This window comes from Mycobacterium sp. IS-836 (genome assembly GCF_001954275.1).
Lineage (GTDB): Bacteria > Actinomycetota > Actinomycetes > Mycobacteriales > Mycobacteriaceae > Mycobacterium.
In genome coordinates, this window is record NZ_MBEU01000010.1 from 20223 (window position 1) to 37449 (window position 17227).

At 66.5% G+C, this 17227-nt stretch carries 18 protein-coding genes; 6 read left to right on the forward strand and 12 right to left on the reverse strand.

The window, feature by feature from the left end:
- Positions 1 to 12: 12 nt before the first annotated feature.
- Positions 13 to 426, reverse strand: a complete 414-nt coding sequence (locus A5747_RS04505; RefSeq protein WP_076122743.1) for a Zn-ribbon domain-containing OB-fold protein — start codon at positions 424 to 426, stop codon at positions 13 to 15.
- Positions 427 to 732: 306 nt separating this feature from the next.
- On the opposite strand from A5747_RS04505, the gene A5747_RS04510 reads away from it, so the two are divergent.
- Positions 733 to 1026, forward strand: a complete 294-nt coding sequence (locus A5747_RS04510; RefSeq protein ID WP_076122471.1) for a putative quinol monooxygenase — start codon at positions 733 to 735, stop codon at positions 1024 to 1026.
- On the opposite strand, the gene A5747_RS04515 is transcribed toward A5747_RS04510, so the two are convergent.
- Positions 1023 to 2012 (reverse strand): LLM class F420-dependent oxidoreductase, encoded by a 990-nt coding sequence (locus A5747_RS04515; protein ID WP_076122472.1) that lies wholly within the window; start codon positions 2010 to 2012, stop codon positions 1023 to 1025. The genes A5747_RS04510 and A5747_RS04515 overlap by 4 nt on opposite strands.
- Positions 2013 to 2089: 77 nt before the next feature.
- Here A5747_RS04515 and A5747_RS04520 point away from each other — a divergent pair, with 77 nt between their 5' ends.
- The 3 genes from A5747_RS04520 to A5747_RS04530 are packed head-to-tail and all read left to right on the forward strand — an operon-like array spanning position 2090 to position 4792.
- The gene (locus A5747_RS04520; protein WP_076122473.1) at positions 2090 to 3304 is read left to right on the forward strand and encodes an FAD-dependent monooxygenase; all 1215 of its coding nucleotides are present in this window, start codon (positions 2090 to 2092) and stop codon (positions 3302 to 3304) included.
- Positions 3305 to 3310: 6 nt separating this feature from the next.
- Positions 3311 to 4177: an LLM class F420-dependent oxidoreductase gene (locus A5747_RS04525; RefSeq protein WP_076122474.1), complete on the forward strand. Its 867-nt coding sequence runs from the start codon at positions 3311 to 3313 to the stop codon at positions 4175 to 4177.
- 15 nt (positions 4178 to 4192) lie between these two features.
- Positions 4193 to 4792 (forward strand): class I SAM-dependent methyltransferase, encoded by a 600-nt coding sequence (locus tag A5747_RS04530; RefSeq protein ID WP_076122475.1) that lies wholly within the window; start codon positions 4193 to 4195, stop codon positions 4790 to 4792.
- Positions 4793 to 4809: 17 nt separating this feature from the next.
- Here the strand turns inward: A5747_RS04530 and A5747_RS04535 are convergent, their stop codons facing one another.
- On the reverse strand, positions 4810 to 6954 hold the full coding sequence (locus tag A5747_RS04535) for a 3-hydroxyacyl-CoA dehydrogenase NAD-binding domain-containing protein (RefSeq protein WP_076122476.1): 2145 nt from the start codon (positions 6952 to 6954) through the stop codon (positions 4810 to 4812).
- A gap of 4 nt (positions 6955 to 6958) precedes the next feature.
- On the reverse strand, positions 6959 to 8170 hold the full coding sequence (locus A5747_RS04540) for an acetyl-CoA C-acetyltransferase (RefSeq protein WP_076122477.1): 1212 nt from the start codon (positions 8168 to 8170) through the stop codon (positions 6959 to 6961).
- Between the two features lie 181 nt (positions 8171 to 8351).
- Between A5747_RS04540 and A5747_RS04545 the strand changes: the two genes are divergently transcribed.
- A complete protein-coding gene (locus tag A5747_RS04545) occupies positions 8352 to 9524 on the forward strand; it encodes a pyridoxal phosphate-dependent aminotransferase (RefSeq protein ID WP_076122478.1) in 1173 nt (390 codons plus the stop codon).
- On the opposite strand, the gene A5747_RS04550 is transcribed toward A5747_RS04545, so the two are convergent.
- From A5747_RS04550 to A5747_RS04565, 4 genes are read right to left on the reverse strand one after another with little or no spacing between them, the layout of a single operon-like run.
- Positions 9511 to 9945: an SRPBCC family protein gene (locus tag A5747_RS04550; protein WP_076122479.1), complete on the reverse strand. Its 435-nt coding sequence runs from the start codon at positions 9943 to 9945 to the stop codon at positions 9511 to 9513. The two genes, A5747_RS04545 and A5747_RS04550, sit on opposite strands and share 14 nt — an antisense overlap.
- A gap of 2 nt (positions 9946 to 9947) precedes the next feature.
- Positions 9948 to 10397, reverse strand: coding sequence for an SRPBCC family protein (locus A5747_RS04555; protein WP_076122480.1), 450 nt, complete (start codon positions 10395 to 10397; stop codon positions 9948 to 9950).
- Between the two features lie 58 nt (positions 10398 to 10455).
- A complete protein-coding gene (locus A5747_RS04560; RefSeq protein ID WP_076122481.1) occupies positions 10456 to 11535 on the reverse strand; it encodes a CaiB/BaiF CoA-transferase family protein in 1080 nt (359 codons plus the stop codon).
- Positions 11536 to 11540: 5 nt separating this feature from the next.
- Positions 11541 to 11984, reverse strand: a complete 444-nt coding sequence (locus A5747_RS04565) for an SRPBCC family protein (protein WP_076122482.1) — start codon at positions 11982 to 11984, stop codon at positions 11541 to 11543.
- A 65-nt stretch (positions 11985 to 12049) separates the two neighbouring features.
- On the opposite strand from A5747_RS04565, the gene A5747_RS04570 reads away from it, so the two are divergent.
- Positions 12050 to 13714, forward strand: a complete 1665-nt coding sequence (locus tag A5747_RS04570; RefSeq protein WP_076122483.1) for an alpha-keto acid decarboxylase family protein — start codon at positions 12050 to 12052, stop codon at positions 13712 to 13714.
- 5 nt (positions 13715 to 13719) lie between these two features.
- Here the strand turns inward: A5747_RS04570 and A5747_RS04575 are convergent, their stop codons facing one another.
- The 4 genes from A5747_RS04575 to A5747_RS04590 are packed head-to-tail and all read right to left on the reverse strand — an operon-like array spanning position 13720 to position 17168.
- The gene (locus tag A5747_RS04575; RefSeq protein ID WP_076122484.1) at positions 13720 to 13905 is read right to left on the reverse strand and encodes a bacterioferritin-associated ferredoxin; all 186 of its coding nucleotides are present in this window, start codon (positions 13903 to 13905) and stop codon (positions 13720 to 13722) included.
- Positions 13906 to 13915: 10 nt separating this feature from the next.
- Complete coding sequence (locus tag A5747_RS04580) at positions 13916 to 14542, reverse strand: fatty-acid--CoA ligase (RefSeq protein ID WP_139333044.1); 627 nt, start codon at positions 14540 to 14542, stop codon at positions 13916 to 13918.
- Positions 14539 to 15981, reverse strand: a complete 1443-nt coding sequence (locus A5747_RS04585; protein WP_076122486.1) for a FadD3 family acyl-CoA ligase — start codon at positions 15979 to 15981, stop codon at positions 14539 to 14541. The genes A5747_RS04580 and A5747_RS04585 overlap by 4 nt, the downstream gene beginning before the upstream one ends.
- Positions 15978 to 17168, reverse strand: a complete 1191-nt coding sequence (locus A5747_RS04590; protein ID WP_076059083.1) for an amidohydrolase family protein — start codon at positions 17166 to 17168, stop codon at positions 15978 to 15980. Before A5747_RS04590 ends, A5747_RS04585 begins: the two co-directional genes overlap by 4 nt.
- Positions 17169 to 17227: the final 59 nt, after the last annotated feature.

Here is a 17227-nt window from a genome sequence, read left to right on the forward strand (position 1 = left end):
TCGCGATCGCCACTAGACCGGCTGGAACGCGAACGTGACGATCTCGTCGCCGTCGGCATCGGTGGTGAACGGCACCATGGTGAGCTCGACCTCCTGGCCGAACTGCAACTTGGCCGGATCGTTCTCGGTCAGCCGGCCCTCCACGCGGATCACGTCGCCGAGCTGCACCAGACCCACACCGAACGGCACGAAATCCTCGCCCGTCGGCCCGGCGTACGGAGCCCCGGGCGGGAAGCCCTGGGTAGTCCACGCCACCAGCGTTCCGCGCCGCGGCAACAACAGCTCGCTCATCTCACCGCCGCTGCAGCGCGGACACCACTGCTGCACGGGAAACGTCGTGGCACCGCAGCTGCCACAGCGGCTGCCGATCAGCTGCGGGCTCTCGTCGGGCCAGGTGGAGATGTCGGGGGCGAGTGCCTTCTGCATCGAGGAATCCTCCAGTGATCGTCCGCAGTCCGCCACACAATAATGCGCTCCCTGAAAGGTACAACAGCATTCGATAAAAGTGGAAATCGCGTTCTCATCCGTCGCCGTCCGGTAACGCGGGTCGACCAATAAGCGTCTCCCCAAAGCGATATCGCCCGTGCTATCGCTTTCGTAGATCGGGTCGTGGCCTCCTCGTGGTACCCATGTGGCCAGTGAGGCCGATAGGACAATCGCCACGCCGCGTCGCTCGCCGCGGTACGGCGCCAGTTATCTTGAGATCCCCAGTCGCAACGCAAAGGAGACGACATGCCGGTCACGGTGCTGCTCGAACTCAGGTTCAAGACCGAAGCGGTGCCCGCGGCGCGCGACGTCATGGGCCGGGCCCTGCGGGACACCCGGGCGTTCGAGGGGAACCTCCGCACCGACGTGCTGGTCGACGAGGACGACGAAGCCCACTGGATCATCTACGAACTCTGGGACACCGTCGAGCATGACGAGGCCTATCGCAGCTTTCGTGCCGGCGAGGGAAAACTGACGGAGCTGCCTCCCCTGCTTGCCTCGCCTCCGGTCAAGACGCGGTATGTCACTTCCGATGTCTAGCTCAGCGCGGGAATGACTTCGCGCTCGAAAAGCTCGATGCCGGAACGGTCATACGCCGCCTCCGGGAAATAGCAGATCGCATACTTGCAGCCGAGGTCGCGGACCTTCGCGATCCGCTCGATCACCTGCTCCGGTGTGCCGGTCGCCGAATCCGGTCCGCTCCTACCGGCGAGCATCGCGTCGGCCACCGATTCGGGCACATAGTCGACCATGCGGTCACGCACCCGCCGCAGCCGGTCTTTGACGTCGGCCTCGGACGTTCCGAGCAGCGCGGTGAAGTTCGCCGAGCGCACGATGGCGTCGAAGTCAGTGCCCTGCGCGCGGCAATGCTGCGCCAGCACCTCCGATTTGTGGGCGAAAGCCGCGGGTTCGGGCGAGAAGTTGGTGTACTGCGCGTATTTCGCGGCGATGCGCAAGGTCACCTTCTCGCCGGCACCAGCGATCCAGAGCGGAATGCCGTTGGTCTGCAATGGTTTCGGGGCCACGATGGCGCCATCGACTTGATAGTGCTGCCCGTCGAAGCTGACCTTGCCGTCGCGCCAGGCGTCGCGCATGATCTGCACGCCTTCGTCCAGGCGACCCAACCGCACCCCGGCCGATGGAAAGCCGTAACCGTAAGCGCGCCACTCGTGTTCGTACCAGCCGCCGCCGATCCCCATCTGGATCCGGCCGCCGGAGATGATGTCGACCGTCGCGGCTACCTTGGCCAAGTAGACGGGGTTGCGGTAGCTCATCGCGGTGCACATCTGGCCGAGCTTGATCCGCGACGTGCTCGCCGCATATGCCGCCATCAGCGACCACGCCTCGTGGGTGGCTTCGCCCGTCGGCATCGGCACGGTGTGGAAGTGGTCGTAGACCCACAGCGAATCCCAGGCGCTGTCGTCGGCGTAGGTGGCCAGGTCCCGCATCACCGCCCAGTGTTTTTCGGGTTCGATGCCGACCAAATCCATTCGCCAGCCCTGCGGAATGAAGAGACCGAAACGCATAGCAAGGGACTTTAGCCCCGCCGCGCTGTGCAACGATGAGCGATTACCTAACTTGGACAAGCTCCAGGGAGGTCTCCATGCGGATTCTGATCTCCGGGGCCAGCATCTCGGGCCCCGTGCTCGCGTACTGGCTCACCCGATACGGGTTCGACGTCACCGTCGTCGAGCGCGCGCCCGCATTGCGGAAGACCGGCGGCCACGCCGTCGATCTGTTCCGACCGGCCATGGAGATCTCGGAGAAGATGGGCGTGCTGCCGAGAATCGAGGCACTGGCCACCCGGACCGACACCGGGACGATTTACCGCGAGGGCGCGAGGCGGCCCGTCCGCGTGGACATCACCAAGGCCGTCGGCGCCGCATCCGATCGGCACGTCGAGATCATGCGAGATGACCTCAGCGAGGCGTACTACGACGCCGGCCGCGACCACGTCGAGTACCTGTTCGGCGACTCGATCACGGCCATCTCCCCCGAGGGCGAGGTGATCTTCGAGCACGGGGCGCCACGCAGGTACGACGTCGTGATCGGCGCCGACGGACTGCACTCGAACGTGCGGCGCCTGGTCTTCGGCGAAGACGCGGGACGCACGCAATTCCTCGGCGGGTACCTGGCGGTGCTGTCGGCGCCGAAAACGCTTGCGCGCGAGAAAGAGATGGTCATCCACGTCGGCGCCGGGCGTCTCGCCGGAATCTACACCGCGCAACCATTGGACGACGCGCGAGTGTTGTTCATGTTCCGCAGCAAGGAAGAACTCGAGTATGACTACCGAGATACCTTGCGGCAGAAGGAGTTACTCCGGGCAGGATTTGCCGGGATGCATGCGACGGTGGACGGGTGGCTCGAGGAGCTAGACCGCGCACCTACGTTCTACTTCGACTCGATCACCCAGTTGACGTTGGACAGCTGGTCGCGCGGGCGGGTCACGCTGGTCGGCGACGCCGGGTACTGCCCGGGGCCCGCGGTCGGCGGCAGCACCAGCATCGCGGTGCTGGGCTCCTACGTGCTGGCCGGTGAACTCGCGCAAGCCAATGGGGACTACGCGCAGGCGTTCGCGGCCTACGAACGGCAGATGATCGATCCGGTGCGCCGCAGCCGCGCGTTTGCGCGCACCGTGGCCAAGAGCCTCGTCCCCGGCTCCGCCGCCGGGGTGTGGACGCTGACCCGGGGAGCCCAACTGATCTCGATGCTGCCCGCAGGGCTCACCAGGGCACTGGCAAGGTTGAACGCCAAGGGTGTTCGGCTTTACGACTCGATGCCGTACAAAGACTACGCGGAACTGCTACGAGAGGGATGACAATCGATGGAACTCGCCGGTGTCGGGATATGGAGCAGTCAGCTGCGCTACGGCGATCCAGCCGAATCCGCCGATGCGGCAGCGGAATTGGATGAGCTGGGGTTTACCGCGCTGTGGATTCCGGACGTGGGCGGGCCGGTGTTCGACGCGGTGGGTCACCTGCTCGCCGCGACCAAAAGCACGGTGATCGCCACCGGGATCCTGAATCTCTGGATGCACTCGGCCGGTGATGTCGCGGATTCCTATGCGGCGCTGAACGCCGAGCACGGGGAGCGCTTCCTGCTGGGGATCGGGGTCAGCCACGCGCCGCTCGTCGACGCCGGGCAGCCCGGGCGGTACCGCAAACCGCTGGCGGCGACGGCGTCTTTCCTGGACGGGCTGGATGCCGCACCGTCACCGGTGCCCACCGAAGCGCGGGTCCTTGCCGCGCTGGGTCCCAAAATGCTGGCGTTGTCCGCGAGCCGCGCCCGCGGCGCCCATCCCTACCTCGTCACCCCGGAGCACACCGCCGCCGCCCGTGCGGCTTTGGGCGAAGGGCCGTTGCTGTTGCCGGAGCAGACCGCGATCTTGTGCGATAAGGCCGAGGAGGCGCGCACCATCGGAACCGATTGGCTGCGTGCATATTTGGCGTTGCCAAACTACGCCAATAACCTGCTGCGCAGTGGGTTCTCGGAGGACGACTTGGCACAGGTCAGCGATCGGCTCTTCGATTCGATCATCGCCTGGGGCGACGAGGACGCGATCATGCGCCGGGTCGCCGACCATCGTTCGGCCGGCGCCGACCACGTCTGCGTCCAGGTCCTGACGGCCGACCCGGCGGCGTTCCCGCGCGAGCAATGGCGCCGAATTGCCGTGGCCTGCAAGGAGGATTAGGCATACCGTGGCGGTATGGCCTCCAAACAAACCCTGTTTCGCATCTTCTACCGGATCGGCTTCACCCCCTGGGACGGGCATCCGCTCGCGCAGAGCCTGCGCGGGCTGATTGAGGGAACTCCCGACACGCCCGCGCTGCCCGCGGGATCGGCGCTGGAACTGGGATGCGGTACCGGAGACACGTCGATCTACCTCGCTCAACACGGCTGGAAAGTCAGCGCGGTGGACTTTGTCACGAAGGCGCTCGACAAGGCTCGCGCCAAGGCCGGCGCCGCCGACGCTTCGGTCGACTTCGTCCGCGCCGACGTTACGCACCTGAGTCAGGAGGGCATCGGGGCGGACTTCGCGCTGATCGTCGACAACGGCTGCCTGCACAACATGAGCGACGCGGACCGCGACGCGTACGTCCGGGAAGTGACCGCAGTAGCGGCGCCCGACGCGCGGCTACTGATCGTGGCGTTCCGTCCCGGCGGCAGGTTCGGCGTCCGCGGCATCGAGCCCGCCGAGATGGAACGGCGATTCACCCCTGCTTGGACGCTGTTGTCCACCGGCGACGAGCGGGAGCTCGACCGCGAAACTCCGACGCGGTACTACCTCTTTCAGCGCCGCGCCTGAACCTTCGAGGGCGGAAACTACGTCAGCGAGTCCGGCGGCAGGAAGCGGTCGCCGTACTTGGCCGCCAACTCACGAGCGCGGGCCACGAAGGCGTCCTTGCCCGTACCGGCCGGACCGGAGTAGCCGTTGATGAACTGCGCGCTACCGCCCGTCCACGGCGGGAAACCGATGCCCATGATCGAACCGATGTTGGCGTCGGCCGTCGACGTCAGCACGCCCTCGTCGAGGCACTTCTGCGTTTCAAGCGCCTCGGCGAACAGCATCCGGTCGATCATGTCCTGCAGCGGTGGCTGCGACGAGCCGGACTTGAACGTCTCCCGCAGGCCCGGCCACAGGCCGGTGCGCTTGCCGTCGACGTATTCGTAGAACCCGGCACCCTTCAACCGCGAGGGGCGGCCGATCTCGATCATCTTCTCGACGACGGCCTCGGCTGGGTGCGGCTCGTAGGTGCCGCCGGCGTCCTCGACGCCCTTGCGGGTGGCGACGGCGATCTTGTGCATCAGCTCCAGGTTGAGCTCGTCGGACAACTGCAGCGGCGGTGCCGGATAGCCGGCCTGCGAACCGGCCTGCTCGACGCTGGCCGGCTCGACACCCTCGCCCAGCATCGCCAGCGCCTCGTTGACGAAGGTGCCGATGACGCGTGAGGTGAAGAAGCCGCGGCTGTCGTTGACGACGATCGGCGTCTTGCCGATGGCCAGCGTGTAGTCGAACACCCGGGCCAGCGCCTCGTCGGATGTCTTCTCGCCCTTGATGATTTCGACCAGCGGCATCTTGTCCACCGGCGAGAAGAAGTGGATCCCGATGAAGTCCTCCTGCCGCTTGACGCCGGTCGCCAGGCCGGTGATCGGCAGCGTGGAGGTGTTGGACCCCAACAGTGCGTTGGGCTCGACGATGTCCTCGATCTCCTGGAACACCTTGTGCTTGAGTTCCTGGTTCTCGAACACCGCCTCGACCACGAAGTCGACGCCCGCGAGGTCGGCCGCGTCGCCCGTCGGGGTGATGCGGTCCAGCAGTGCCTTGGACTTCTCCTCGGTGGTGCGGCCTCGCTCCAGCGCCTTGGCTTCCAGCTTCTCGGAGTAGCCCTTGCCCTTCTGGGCGGCCTCGAAGCTGACATCCTTGAGCACGACGTCGAAACCGGCCTTGGCCGAGACGTACGCGATGCCGGCGCCCATCATCCCGGCGCCCAGCACACCGATCTTCTTGATCGGTGTCTTGCCGATGCCGTCGGGCCGCGACCCGCCGGAGTTGATGTGCTGCAGGTCGAAGAAGAACGCCTGAATCATGTTCTTGGCGACCTGGCCGGTGACGAGCGACGCGAAGTAGCGGCTCTCAATGCGGCTGGCGGTGTCGAAGTCGACCTGCGCGCCCTCGACCGCAGCGGCCAGGATGGCCCGCGGCGCGGGCATCGGCGCGCCCTTGAGCTGCTTGCGCAGGTTCGACGGGAACGACGGCAGGATGGCCGCCAGCGACGGCGACGACGGAGAGCCGCCGGGCATCTTGTAGCCCTTCTTGTCCCACGGCTGCTCGTGCGAGTCGGGGTTGGCCTTGATCCACGCCTTGGCGGCGGGCACCAGCTCCTCGACCGTCGGCAACAACTCGTCGACCAGACCGATCTCCTTGGCCTTGGCCGGCTTGAACCGCGTGCCCTGCGCGAGGATGCTCACGAACGCGGTCTGGATGCCGAACATCCGCACGGTGCGGGTCACCCCGCCGCCGCCCGGCAGCAGACCCAATGTCGCTTCGGGCAGGCCGATCTGGCTGCCCTTGACGTCGGCGGCGATGCGGTGATGACACGCCAGCGCGATCTCCAGCCCACCGCCGAGCGCGGCCCCGTTGATGGCCGCCACGACCGGCTTGCCCAGCGTCTCCAGGGTGCGCAGCTGCTTCTTGACGGTCTCGACGGTGTCGAAAACGTCACCGGCGTCCTCGGGCGTCGCCTGGATCATGGTCTTGACGTCACCGCCAGCGAAGAAAGTTTTCTTGCCGCTCGTGATCACGACGCCGGTGACCGAATCCTTCTCGGCGACAAGGCGATCCACGGCCTTGCCCATCGACTCGATGTAGGCCTCGTTCATCACGTTGGCGGACCCGGAGGGGTCGTCCATGGTCAGCGTGACGATGCCGTCGGCGTCCTTATCCCACTGGATTGTGTTGTCGGCCATGTACTTAAACCCTCTCGATGATCGTCGCGACGCCCATGCCGCCACCGATGCACAGCGTGACCAATGCGCGCCGGGCGTTGCGGCGCTCGAGCTCGTCGACCATGGTGCCCAGGATCATCGCGCCGGTGGCGCCCAGCGGGTGGCCCATCGCGATGGCGCCGCCGTTGACGTTGAGCTTCTCGTCGGGGATGTTGAGGTCCTTCTGGAACTTCAGCACCACCGAGGCGAACGCCTCGTTGAGCTCGAACAGGTCGATGTCGTCGATGGTCAGGCCCGCCCGGTCGAGCACCTTGCGGGTGGCCGGCGTCGGTCCGGTCAGCATGATCGTGGGCTCGGCCCCGGTGGTGGCGGTGGCCACGATGCGGGCCCGCGGGGTCAGGCCCTGCGACTTGCCGGCGGCCTCGGAGCCGATGAGCACCAGCGCGGCGCCGTCGACGATGCCCGAGCTGTTGCCGCCCGTGTGCACGTGGTCGATCTTCTCGATCCAGTGGTACTTCTGCAGCGCCACGTCGTCGAACCCGCCGAGTGCGGCGAGGCCCTCGAAGGCGGGCTTCAGCTTGGCCAGACCCTCCATAGTGGTGTCGGGCCGCATGTGCTCGTCGTGGTCGAGGATCAACAGCCCGTTCTGGTCGCGGACCGGCACCACAGACTTGGCAAAGTAGCCGCCCGACCATGCCGCGGCGGCCTTCTCCTGGCTGCGCAGCGCGTAGGCGTCGACGTCCTCCCGGGAGAAGCCCTCGATGGTGGCGATCAGGTCGGCGCCGATGCCCTGCGGGACGAAGCCGACGTCGTAGTTGGTGGCCGGGTCCAGCGCCATCGCGCCGCCGTCGGAGCCCATCGGCACCCGGCTCATCGACTCGACGCCGCCGGCCAGCACCAGGTCGTCCCAGCCGGAGCGCACCTTCTGCGCGGCGGTGTTCACCGCCTCCAGGCCGGACGCGCAGAACCGGTTGAGCTGCACGCCACCGACGGTGTCGGGCATGCCGGCGGCCAGCACCGCCGCCCGGGCGATATCGCCGCCCTGGTCGCCGACCGGCGAAACCACGCCGAGGACGACGTCGCTGATTAGGTTCTCGTCCAGGTCAGGAAAGCGCCTGCGCAGCTCGTCGATCAGCCCAACGACCAGGCTCAGCGGCTTGACCTCGTTCAGCGACCCGTTTTTCTGCTTACCGCGCGGGGTGCGGATGGCCTCGTAGACGAAGGCTTCTTCGGACATGTCGGCTTCCTCTTCACAAATGGGGGTTCGGATCCGTACCCAGCACCCTAACAGGGTGCCCGGCCAACCTGTTGGTTGGGCAAGAGTCGCTGGTCAGGCACCGAACGTGACGCTGCAGTCACGATGGGCGCCGAGCGTGACGGTGCAGTCACGATCGGGGCTGAAGCTAGGCTCGACCACCATGACGGTGTCGCGGCTGCGGCCCTACGCCACCACGGTGTTCGCCGAAATGTCGGCGCTGGCCGCGCGGATCGGCGCGGTGAACCTCGGTCAGGGCTTTCCCGACGAGGACGGACCCCCCGCGTTGCTGAAGGCCGCGCAAGATGCCATCGCCTGCGGCGCCAACCAATACCCGCCAGGGATAGGCATCGCGCCCCTGCGTCACGCGATCGCCGCCCACCGCAAGCGACACTTCGGCATCGAATACGACCCCGACACCGAGGTGCTGGTGACCGTCGGCGCCACCGAGGCCATCGCGGCGGCGGTGCTCGGCCTGGTCGAGCCGGGCTCGGACGTACTGCTGATCGAACCGTTCTACGACTCGTACTCCCCGGTGGTGGCGATGGCCGGCGCGAACCGGCTGGCCGTGCCGCTGGTCCCCCACGGCCGCGGCTTCGCACTGGACACCGACGCGCTGCGGCGCGCCCTCACACCCCGGACCCGCGCTCTGATCATCAACTCGCCGCACAACCCGACCGGTGCGGTGCTGAGCCAGACCGAGCTGGCTGCGGTCGCCGAGATCGCGGTGGCGGCAGATCTTTTGGTGATCACCGACGAGGTCTATGAGCACCTGGTCTTCGACAACCGCCGCCACCTGTCACTGGCCGGGTTCGACGGCATGGCCGAGCGCACCATCACCATCTCCAGCGCCGCCAAGATGTTTAACTGCACCGGCTGGAAGATCGGATGGGCGTGCGGCCCAGCCGAACTCATCGCCGGGGTTCGCGCGGCCAAACAGTATCTGAGCTACGTCGGCGGGGCGCCGTTACAGCCCGCCGTGGCCCTCGCGCTGGATACCGAAGACGCGTGGGTGGCCGAGCTTCGAAGCTCGCTGCAGGCCCGACGAGATCGGCTGGCGTCCGGGCTGAGCGAGATCGGCTTCGAAGTGCACGACAGCGGCGGCACCTATTTCCTGTGCGCCGATCCGCGGCCGCTCGGCCACGACGACAGCACGGCCTTCTGCGCGGCATTACCGGAGAAGGTTGGCGTGGCGGCCATCCCGATGTCGGCATTCTGCGATCCGGCCGCCCCGCACCTGGACGTGTGGAATCACCTGGTGCGCTTCACCTTCTGCAAACGCGCCGACACCCTCGACGAAGCGATCCGGCGCCTGGCCGCGCTCAACCACCCATAACTCGCCAGCGCAGTCCTTCCAGCGCGGCGTGCAGGATCTTCTTGCGGGCCCGGTTGATCAGGAACTCGGGCAGTGGTGCCGACGGTTCGACGGTGATGCCGAATCGCACGCGGGTCCTATCGTCGCCCTCACGGGTCAAGTTGTACTCGCCGTGCTGACCATGTTGGTGGATGGTCTTTTTGGCGTCCCACACCATCCAGTCCTGCCCCCAGTGGTACTCGAGAAACTGCGTGTCGACGATGCCCATCACCCTGATCGTGACCTTCACGTGGTGCGGCCGGCCGTCGGGATAGGTGTCGACCACTTCGGCCTTCTTGTGCACCGCGGACCACGACGGCACGGTGTCCATGTCGGCGAGCGCGTCGATGATGACATCCGGGGGCGCATTGATGACGATTTCCGCCGACGCTTGTACGGCCACTGCTAATCACCCGGATCGCGGCCGCCCCTGACCAGATCGGTCAGCCCCTTCACCGAGGCGTTGAGGACGTTTTCTGCCGCCCGCCTGACGACGAAACCGGGGATCGGCCCCGCGGGTTCGACCGTGATGTCGAAACGCACGCGCGTCTTGTCGACACCCTCGGGCTTGAGGGTGTACTCGACGTGCTGGCCATGCTGCTGGGCGGTGCCTTTGGCGTCGTAGACAACCCAGTCTGGGCCCCAGTGGTATTCGAGCATCTCTCTATCGACGAGCCCCAGAATCTTGATCGTGGCCTTGACGTGATGGGGCCGACCGTCGGGATAACGGTCGATCACTTCGACTTGTTTGTGTAGCGGCGACCACGATGAAAGGACGCCGACATCTGTCAGCGCCTCCATGACCACTTCTGGCGGCGCATCAACGACGAATTCCCGTGATGCTTTTACTGCCACTGATAACAACCTAACCCCGGCGACCTATCTGCGGCTGGTGTTCGGCGTGATTATTTAGCTACCAGCCGATTTCGGCAATCGGTGTCGTGGTCGCCGGCGGCGGCCCGACCGGCCCGGCCGGCGTTCGGGAAAACCGCGGCGCCGGCGCGGCCTGTTCGACGCCGTGGGCGGTGATCACCGTCGAGCGCGCGTTCAAATGCTCGTTGGTCGCGGCTTCGCTCCACGTCAATACCGGGGTGACGCACGCATCGGTGCCGGCGAAAACCTGGGCCCACTCGTCGCGGGTCCGGCTGGCGAACCGTTGCGCGAAGACGTCGTACATCCGTGGGTATGAACCGATGTCGAGCTGGCCGGGGACCTCGTCCTGGGTCAGGCCGAGCCCGGCCAGCAGCGCCGCGAAGAATTGCGGCTCGATGGCACCCACGGCCATGTACTTGCCGTCGGCTGTCTCGTAGCAGCGGTAGAACGGGGCGCCGCCGTCGAGCAGGAACGACTCGCGCCGGTCGCGCAGCGCGCCGGTGGACTTCATCGTCCACATCATTTGTGCGAGCACGCTGACCCCGTCGACCATCGCGGCGTCGACGACCTGTCCCTTGCCCGACCGTTCGCGCTCATACAGCGCCACCGCGATGCCCAGCAGCACGAGCATCGAGCCGCCGCCGAAGTCGGCGACCAGATTCAGCGGCGGCATGGGCGGCCGGTCGGCGTAGCCGAGCGCCGACAGCGCGCCGGTCTGCGACAGATAGTTGATGTCGTGGCCGGCCGTCGCGGCCAGTGGCCCGTCCTGCCCCCAGCCGGTGATCCGCGCGTAGATCAGTCGCGGATTGACCGCCGCGCAGTCGTCGGGCCCGATGCCCAATCGTTCGCAGGTGCCGGGCCGGAAACAGTCCAGCAGGACGTCGGCCTTCGCGGCCAACTCCAGCAGCGTCCCCGGCTGCGTCTTGACGTCCAGGTCGACGATCCGCTTCCCGCGGTGCAGCAGGTCGCGGTCCTCGGGTGGCATCGTGAGTCCGCCGGGTCGGCGGACTCGCACCACGTCGGCACCCAGGTCCGCGAGCACCATCCCCGCGTGCGGCCCCGGTCCGATGCCGCCGAGTTCGATGACCCTCACCCCGGCCAACGGGCCCCCGCCGGTCACGCTGGCTACTTACCCTTCTTGACCTTGAGCACGCGGTCGCGCAGGCCCTTGGTGCCGGTGTCGATCGTCCCTTTCACTGCGCGCTTCAACACGAAGCCGGGCAGCGGTACCACCGGGTCGACGCTGATCTCGAATTTGACTTTCGTCTTGTCGCCCTCGGGTACCAACGTGTAGGACGCGTCCTGCGAACGCTGTTGGCCGGAGCTGACCAGCGTCCAGCTCACCTTGTTCTCGCTCCAGGTGTAGGCCACCACCTGCTCGTCGGTGATGCCGGCGGCTTTGACTTTCATCTTGACCTTGCTGGGCCGGCCGTCCTCGCCCCTCTCGAGCACTTCGGAGCTCTGGTGGGGCTCCGACCACTCCGGCAGCGATTCGAAATCGGCGATGACGTCGAGAATCTCCTCGGGGCTGGCTTCGATGACAATGTCGCGTGTTTCGTTGATCGCCATGGCCCGCACGATAGCGAAACGCCGTCGGGCCGGAGGCGGTTTCAACCGGGCGTACCGTCGTCCTCGTGACCTACACCGTCGGCGACTACCTCCTGGACCGCCTCGCCGAGCTCGGCGTCTCCGAGATCTTCGGCGTTCCCGGCGACTACAACCTGGAATTCCTCGACCACATCGTCGCCCATCCGGTCATTCGGTGGGTGGGCAGCGCCAACGAGCTGAACGCCGGCTACGCCGCCGACGGTTACGGGCGGTTGCGTGGAATGTCAGCACTGGTAACGACATTCGGCGTGGGTGAGCTCTCGGCGGCCAACGCTATCGCGGGCAGCTACGCCGAGCACGTGCCCGTCGTCCATATCGTCGGCGGTCCCTCAAAAGATGCCCAGGGCGCCCGGCGGGCGCTGCATCATTCGCTCGGCGACGGGGACTTCGAGCATTTCTTCCGGATCAGCCGGGAAATCACCTGCGCCCAAGCCAATCTCATGCCGGCCACCGCGTGCAGGGAGATCGACCGCGTGCTGTCCGAGGTGCGTGAACAGAAGCGGCCCGGGTACATCCTGCTCTCCACCGACGTGGCCCGCTTCCCGACCGAGCCGCCCGAGGCGCCGTTGCCCCGCTACTCCGGAGGCACCAGCCCGCGCGCGCTGGCAATGTTCGTCGAGGCCGCGACCGGCCTCATCGGCGACCATCGGCTGACCGTGCTCGCCGACTTGCTGGTGCACCGGCTGCAGGCGGTCAAGGAGCTCGAGGCGTTGCTGGCCGCGGACGTGGTGCCGCACGCGACGTTGATGTGGGGAAAGAGTCTGCTCGACGAGAGCTCGCCGAACTTCCTGGGCATCTACGCGGGCGCGGCCAGCGCCGAATGGGTGCGCGCGGCGATCGAGGAGGCGCCGGTGCTGGTGACGGCCGGGGTGGTGTTCACCGACATGGTCAGCGGTTTCTTCAGTCAGCGCATCGACCCGGCCCGAACCATCGACGTCGGGCAGTACCAAAGCAGTGTGGCCGGCGAGGTTTTCGCGCCGCTGGAGATGGGCGCCGCGCTGGAGGCCCTGGCCACGATCCTCGCCCGGCGCGGGATCACCTCACCGCCGGTGGCATCGCCGCCGGCCGAACCCCTGCCGCCACCGCCCCCGCGCGATCAACCGCTGACCCAGAAGATGGTGTGGGATCGCCTGTGCGTCGCGCTCACACCGGGCAACGTGGTCCTCGCCGATCAGGGAACGTCGTTCTACGGGATGGCGGATCACCGGCTCCCGCAGGGCGTCACCTTCATCGGTCAACCGCTTTGGGGCTCAATCGGTTACACGCTGCCCGCCGCGGTCGGCGCGGCGGTGGCGCATCCGGACCGCCGGATCGTGTTGCTGATCGGCGACGGGGCCGCGCAACTGACCGTCCAGGAGCTCGGCACCTTCTCCCGCGAGGGGTTGTCGCCAGTGATCGTGGTGGTCAACAACGACGGCTACACCGTCGAACGGGCGATTCACGGGGAGACCGCACCCTACAACGACATCGTCAGCTGGAAGTGGACCGATGTCCCCAACGCGCTGGGCGCGGTCGACCACCTGGCGTTCCGGGCGCAGACCTACGGTGAGCTCGACGACGCGTTCAACGTCGCCGCGCAACATCGAGACCGCATGGTGTTCGTCGAGGTGGTCCTACCGCGGCTCGAAATCCCGCCCCTGCTTGCTCAACTCGTCGGCCCCATGTCACCGGACGGCACCCGGCGCCGCTGAAATGACTAGACCGACGGCGCCGTTCGGTCCGGCGCCGACGATCGCAGCATCGCCTGGACCGTCCGCCGGCAGCGCCCGCAGTCGGCACCCGCTCCGCACGCCTGGGCGACGTCCTTGGTCGTCGATGCCCCGGCCGCGACGGCGTCGCCCACCGTCTGGCTGGTGACTCCGTTACACAGGCACACGAACATACCGGCGAGCTCAGTCCGCCTCGATGCGCATCGTGTCGAAAAGCCGGCCGACGAACAACGGCGGGTGGGCGCCGACGCCCACGCTCGACATCCATTGCGCCGGGGCGTCGGGATGGTCGATCCAACGCCGCGCGCTGTCCTCGTCGGGGAATTCCGACAGGATCAGGACCTCGTGTTCGTCATCGAAAGCCTGGAAGACCCAGGCCTTTCGGACGCCGGCCACGGTAAGCCCGTCCATCGCCGAACGGAACCCCGCGGTCAGGGTTGACACATCGTCGACGGACGCGATGGCGGCTACCACGACGCCGGGCGCCCCGGTTCCTGGCGGGTCCGCCGGCACGAACCTGTCGATGATCTCGCCGGCGAAGACGGCGGGAATGTCTTCGACGCCGGCGGCATCGAACCAATCGAAGAAGACCCGCGAGCGCAGCAATTCCACAATCGGCTCACGGCTGTGTACTCCGATCATCACGAGCACGCGGCCGTGGTCGTGGGTGGACGTGTACACCAGGACGTGGTGTGCGCCGATGTCGGAGAGCGCCGCCTTGTTCCGCTCGAGCAGCGGCCACACCTTGGTCGGGTCCGGTATCCGGTAGTCCGATGCGATCACCATCGAGTGAATATCGCCGGTAGTCAATGGAGTTGGTCCTTCATCACTTTCCCCGTGGCGTTGAGCGGCAGCGCTTCGAGGAACTTGATGGATCTCGGCGCTTTGAATCCCGCCATCCGCTCTCGGCACCACGCGATCAGGTCGTCTTCGGACACTGTAGTTTTTGCCACCACGAAAGCCATACCCACCTGGCCGAGGCGATCGTCGGGGACCCCGATTACGGCGGCCTGCGCCACCGCCGGGTGCTCGAGCAGGAAGCCCTCGATCTCCGCCGGATACGCGTTGAACCCACCCACGATGAACATGTCCTTCTTGCGGCCCACCACGCGAAGGCGGCCCGTGTCGCTGAACGTGCCCAGGTCTCCCGTGTGCAGCCAGCCATCGTCGTCGATCGCCTGCGCGGTGGCGTCGGGCTCGCCGAGGTAGCCCTGCATGACGCCGTAGCCGCGGACGAGCACCTCGCCGTCGGCGGCGATGCGCACCTCGACCTCCTCGCAGGGCAGGCCCGCGGTAGTCGCGACATCCTCGAAGGAGTCGCCGGGCCGCGACAACGTGACGTTGCCCGCCTCGGTCAGGCCGTAGCCGGTCATCAACGTCTGGAAGGGCAATTCGCCGTGGATGCGTCGAACCAGCTCGACAGGGATGTCGGCGGCGCCCGTGACGCCCGCACGTAACGACGCCAGCTTGCCCTTGTCGTCGACCGTCAGCAGCGAGTGGTACAGCGTCGGCGGGCCGGGAAGCATCGTAATGCGTTCGCGTTCAATGAGATTCACGACACCGTCGATGTCGAAAACTTGTACCGGGACCATCGTCGCGCCGCGCAGGAAGGATGCGATCAGCCCCGCTTTCAAGCCGAAGGTGTGGAAGTACGGGTTGATCTGCAGATAGCGATCGCCTTCGCGCAGATCGGCCAGCGTCGCCCACTCTTCGTACATGCGCAGCGTCTGCTGATGGTTCATCATCGCGCCCTTGGGGCGGCCGGTGGTGCCGGACGTGAAGATGACGTCGGCGATGTCGGTACCGCTCACAGCACTCTCGAACGGCCTACCGCTGGTGAGGAAGTCGGACTTCAGATCGATGACCGGTATCCCCGCCGGTGCGGTGTAGTCCTGGTCCAGAAATCCCTTCTGCACCAGGACGGCGTTCGCCCCACTGCGGCCGATGATGTCGCTCGCTTCTTCGGTCTTGAACCGGGTGTTGACCGGCACCAGCACGCCGCCCGCGGTGAGTAGCCCAAACGCAGCGATTATCCACTCGGCCGAGTTGGGTGCCCAGATGGCGACCCGGTCACCCTTGTCGACCCCAAGCTCGGCGAAAGCGCCTGCGGCACAACGTATTCGCTCGACGACCTCGGTGAAGGTCAAGCGCAGCGGACCGTCGACAATCGCTTCCGCGTCGCCGAAGCGGTCCGCCGCGCTCAAGACCATCTCGGGGATGGTCCGCCAAGCGGGGTCGGCCGGCGTCACACCGTGACGAGCCGACCGAGGTTGCCGCCCATGATCTTTGCCTGATCCTCGACGGGAAGGTGCGACAACGCGTTGACGTAGAAGGTCGGCTCAGCCAGCCCTTCGGGGTGCGGCCAGTCCGAGCCGTACAGCACCCGGTCCACGCCGACGAGGTTGACCAGATCGTCGATGCCGTCCTCGAAGAACGGGCTGACATGGATGCGGTTCTTGACCATCTCGACCGGGTCGCTCGGGAAGACTTCCGGGGCCTTCCGGAAGACCTCGGCCAGGCCGTCCAATAGCGGGGTCATCCACTTCGAACCGGCCTCGACGATCGCGACCTTCAGCTTCGGGTGGCGGTAGAGCGCGCCGTGAATGACCCAGGAGCCAACCGCGTCCTGGATCGGCCGCCACTCGTTGAGGATGCCCATCGCATTGGTTTGGAACGGCAGCATCTCCTGTTCGGCGCCGTCCCACTCGGAGGTGTAGCGGGAGTAGCCGCTGTCGCTGGAGTGCATGCCGACCAGCACGTCGTGCTCGACGACGCGCTCCCAGAAGGGGTCGAACTCGGGCACCGCGAACGACCGCGGGCCACGAAACCCGGGGACGGGAGCCGGGCGGATCAGGATGCAGCGGGCACCGCGCTTGACCGCCCATTCCAGCTCCTCGATCGCCTTCTCCACGATCGGCAGGGTGATGACCGGGGTGGTAAATATCCGGTTCTGGTAGTTGAAGCCCCAGACCTCGTCGAGCCATTCATTGAGGGCATGGATCAGGACGTGGATGGCGACCGGGTCGTCGCGCAGTCGTTCCTCGAGCAGGCTGGCCAGCGTCGGAAACATCAACGTGCGGTCCAGCCCCAGCTCGTTCATCTTCTCCAGGCGGGGGCCGGGCTCGAAGAACGCCGGGATCGCGCGCATCGGCTCGCCAAACAGCTCGCGCTTGGTTTTGCCGTCCGGGTTGCCGAACTTGAAATACTCCTCCCAGGCGCCCGGCCGGGCGACGACCTCGAACGTCGGGTTGGGAATGTAGTTGCTGATGTGGCCGCGGATTGCGATCTTGGTCCGCCCGTTGACCTGCACGTACTGGACGAAGTCCTTGTACTGCTTCGGCAGGAACTTGGTCAGCGCCTCCGGCGGCTCGTAGAGATGGTTATCCGCGTCAAAGATCGGAAACGGGACGTCTTCCCGGTGCGACAACTGCCCCATGAAATCCTCCTTCTTGATTTGTGAGAATACTATTCTCTGCGCATGGCTAACCGCAACGT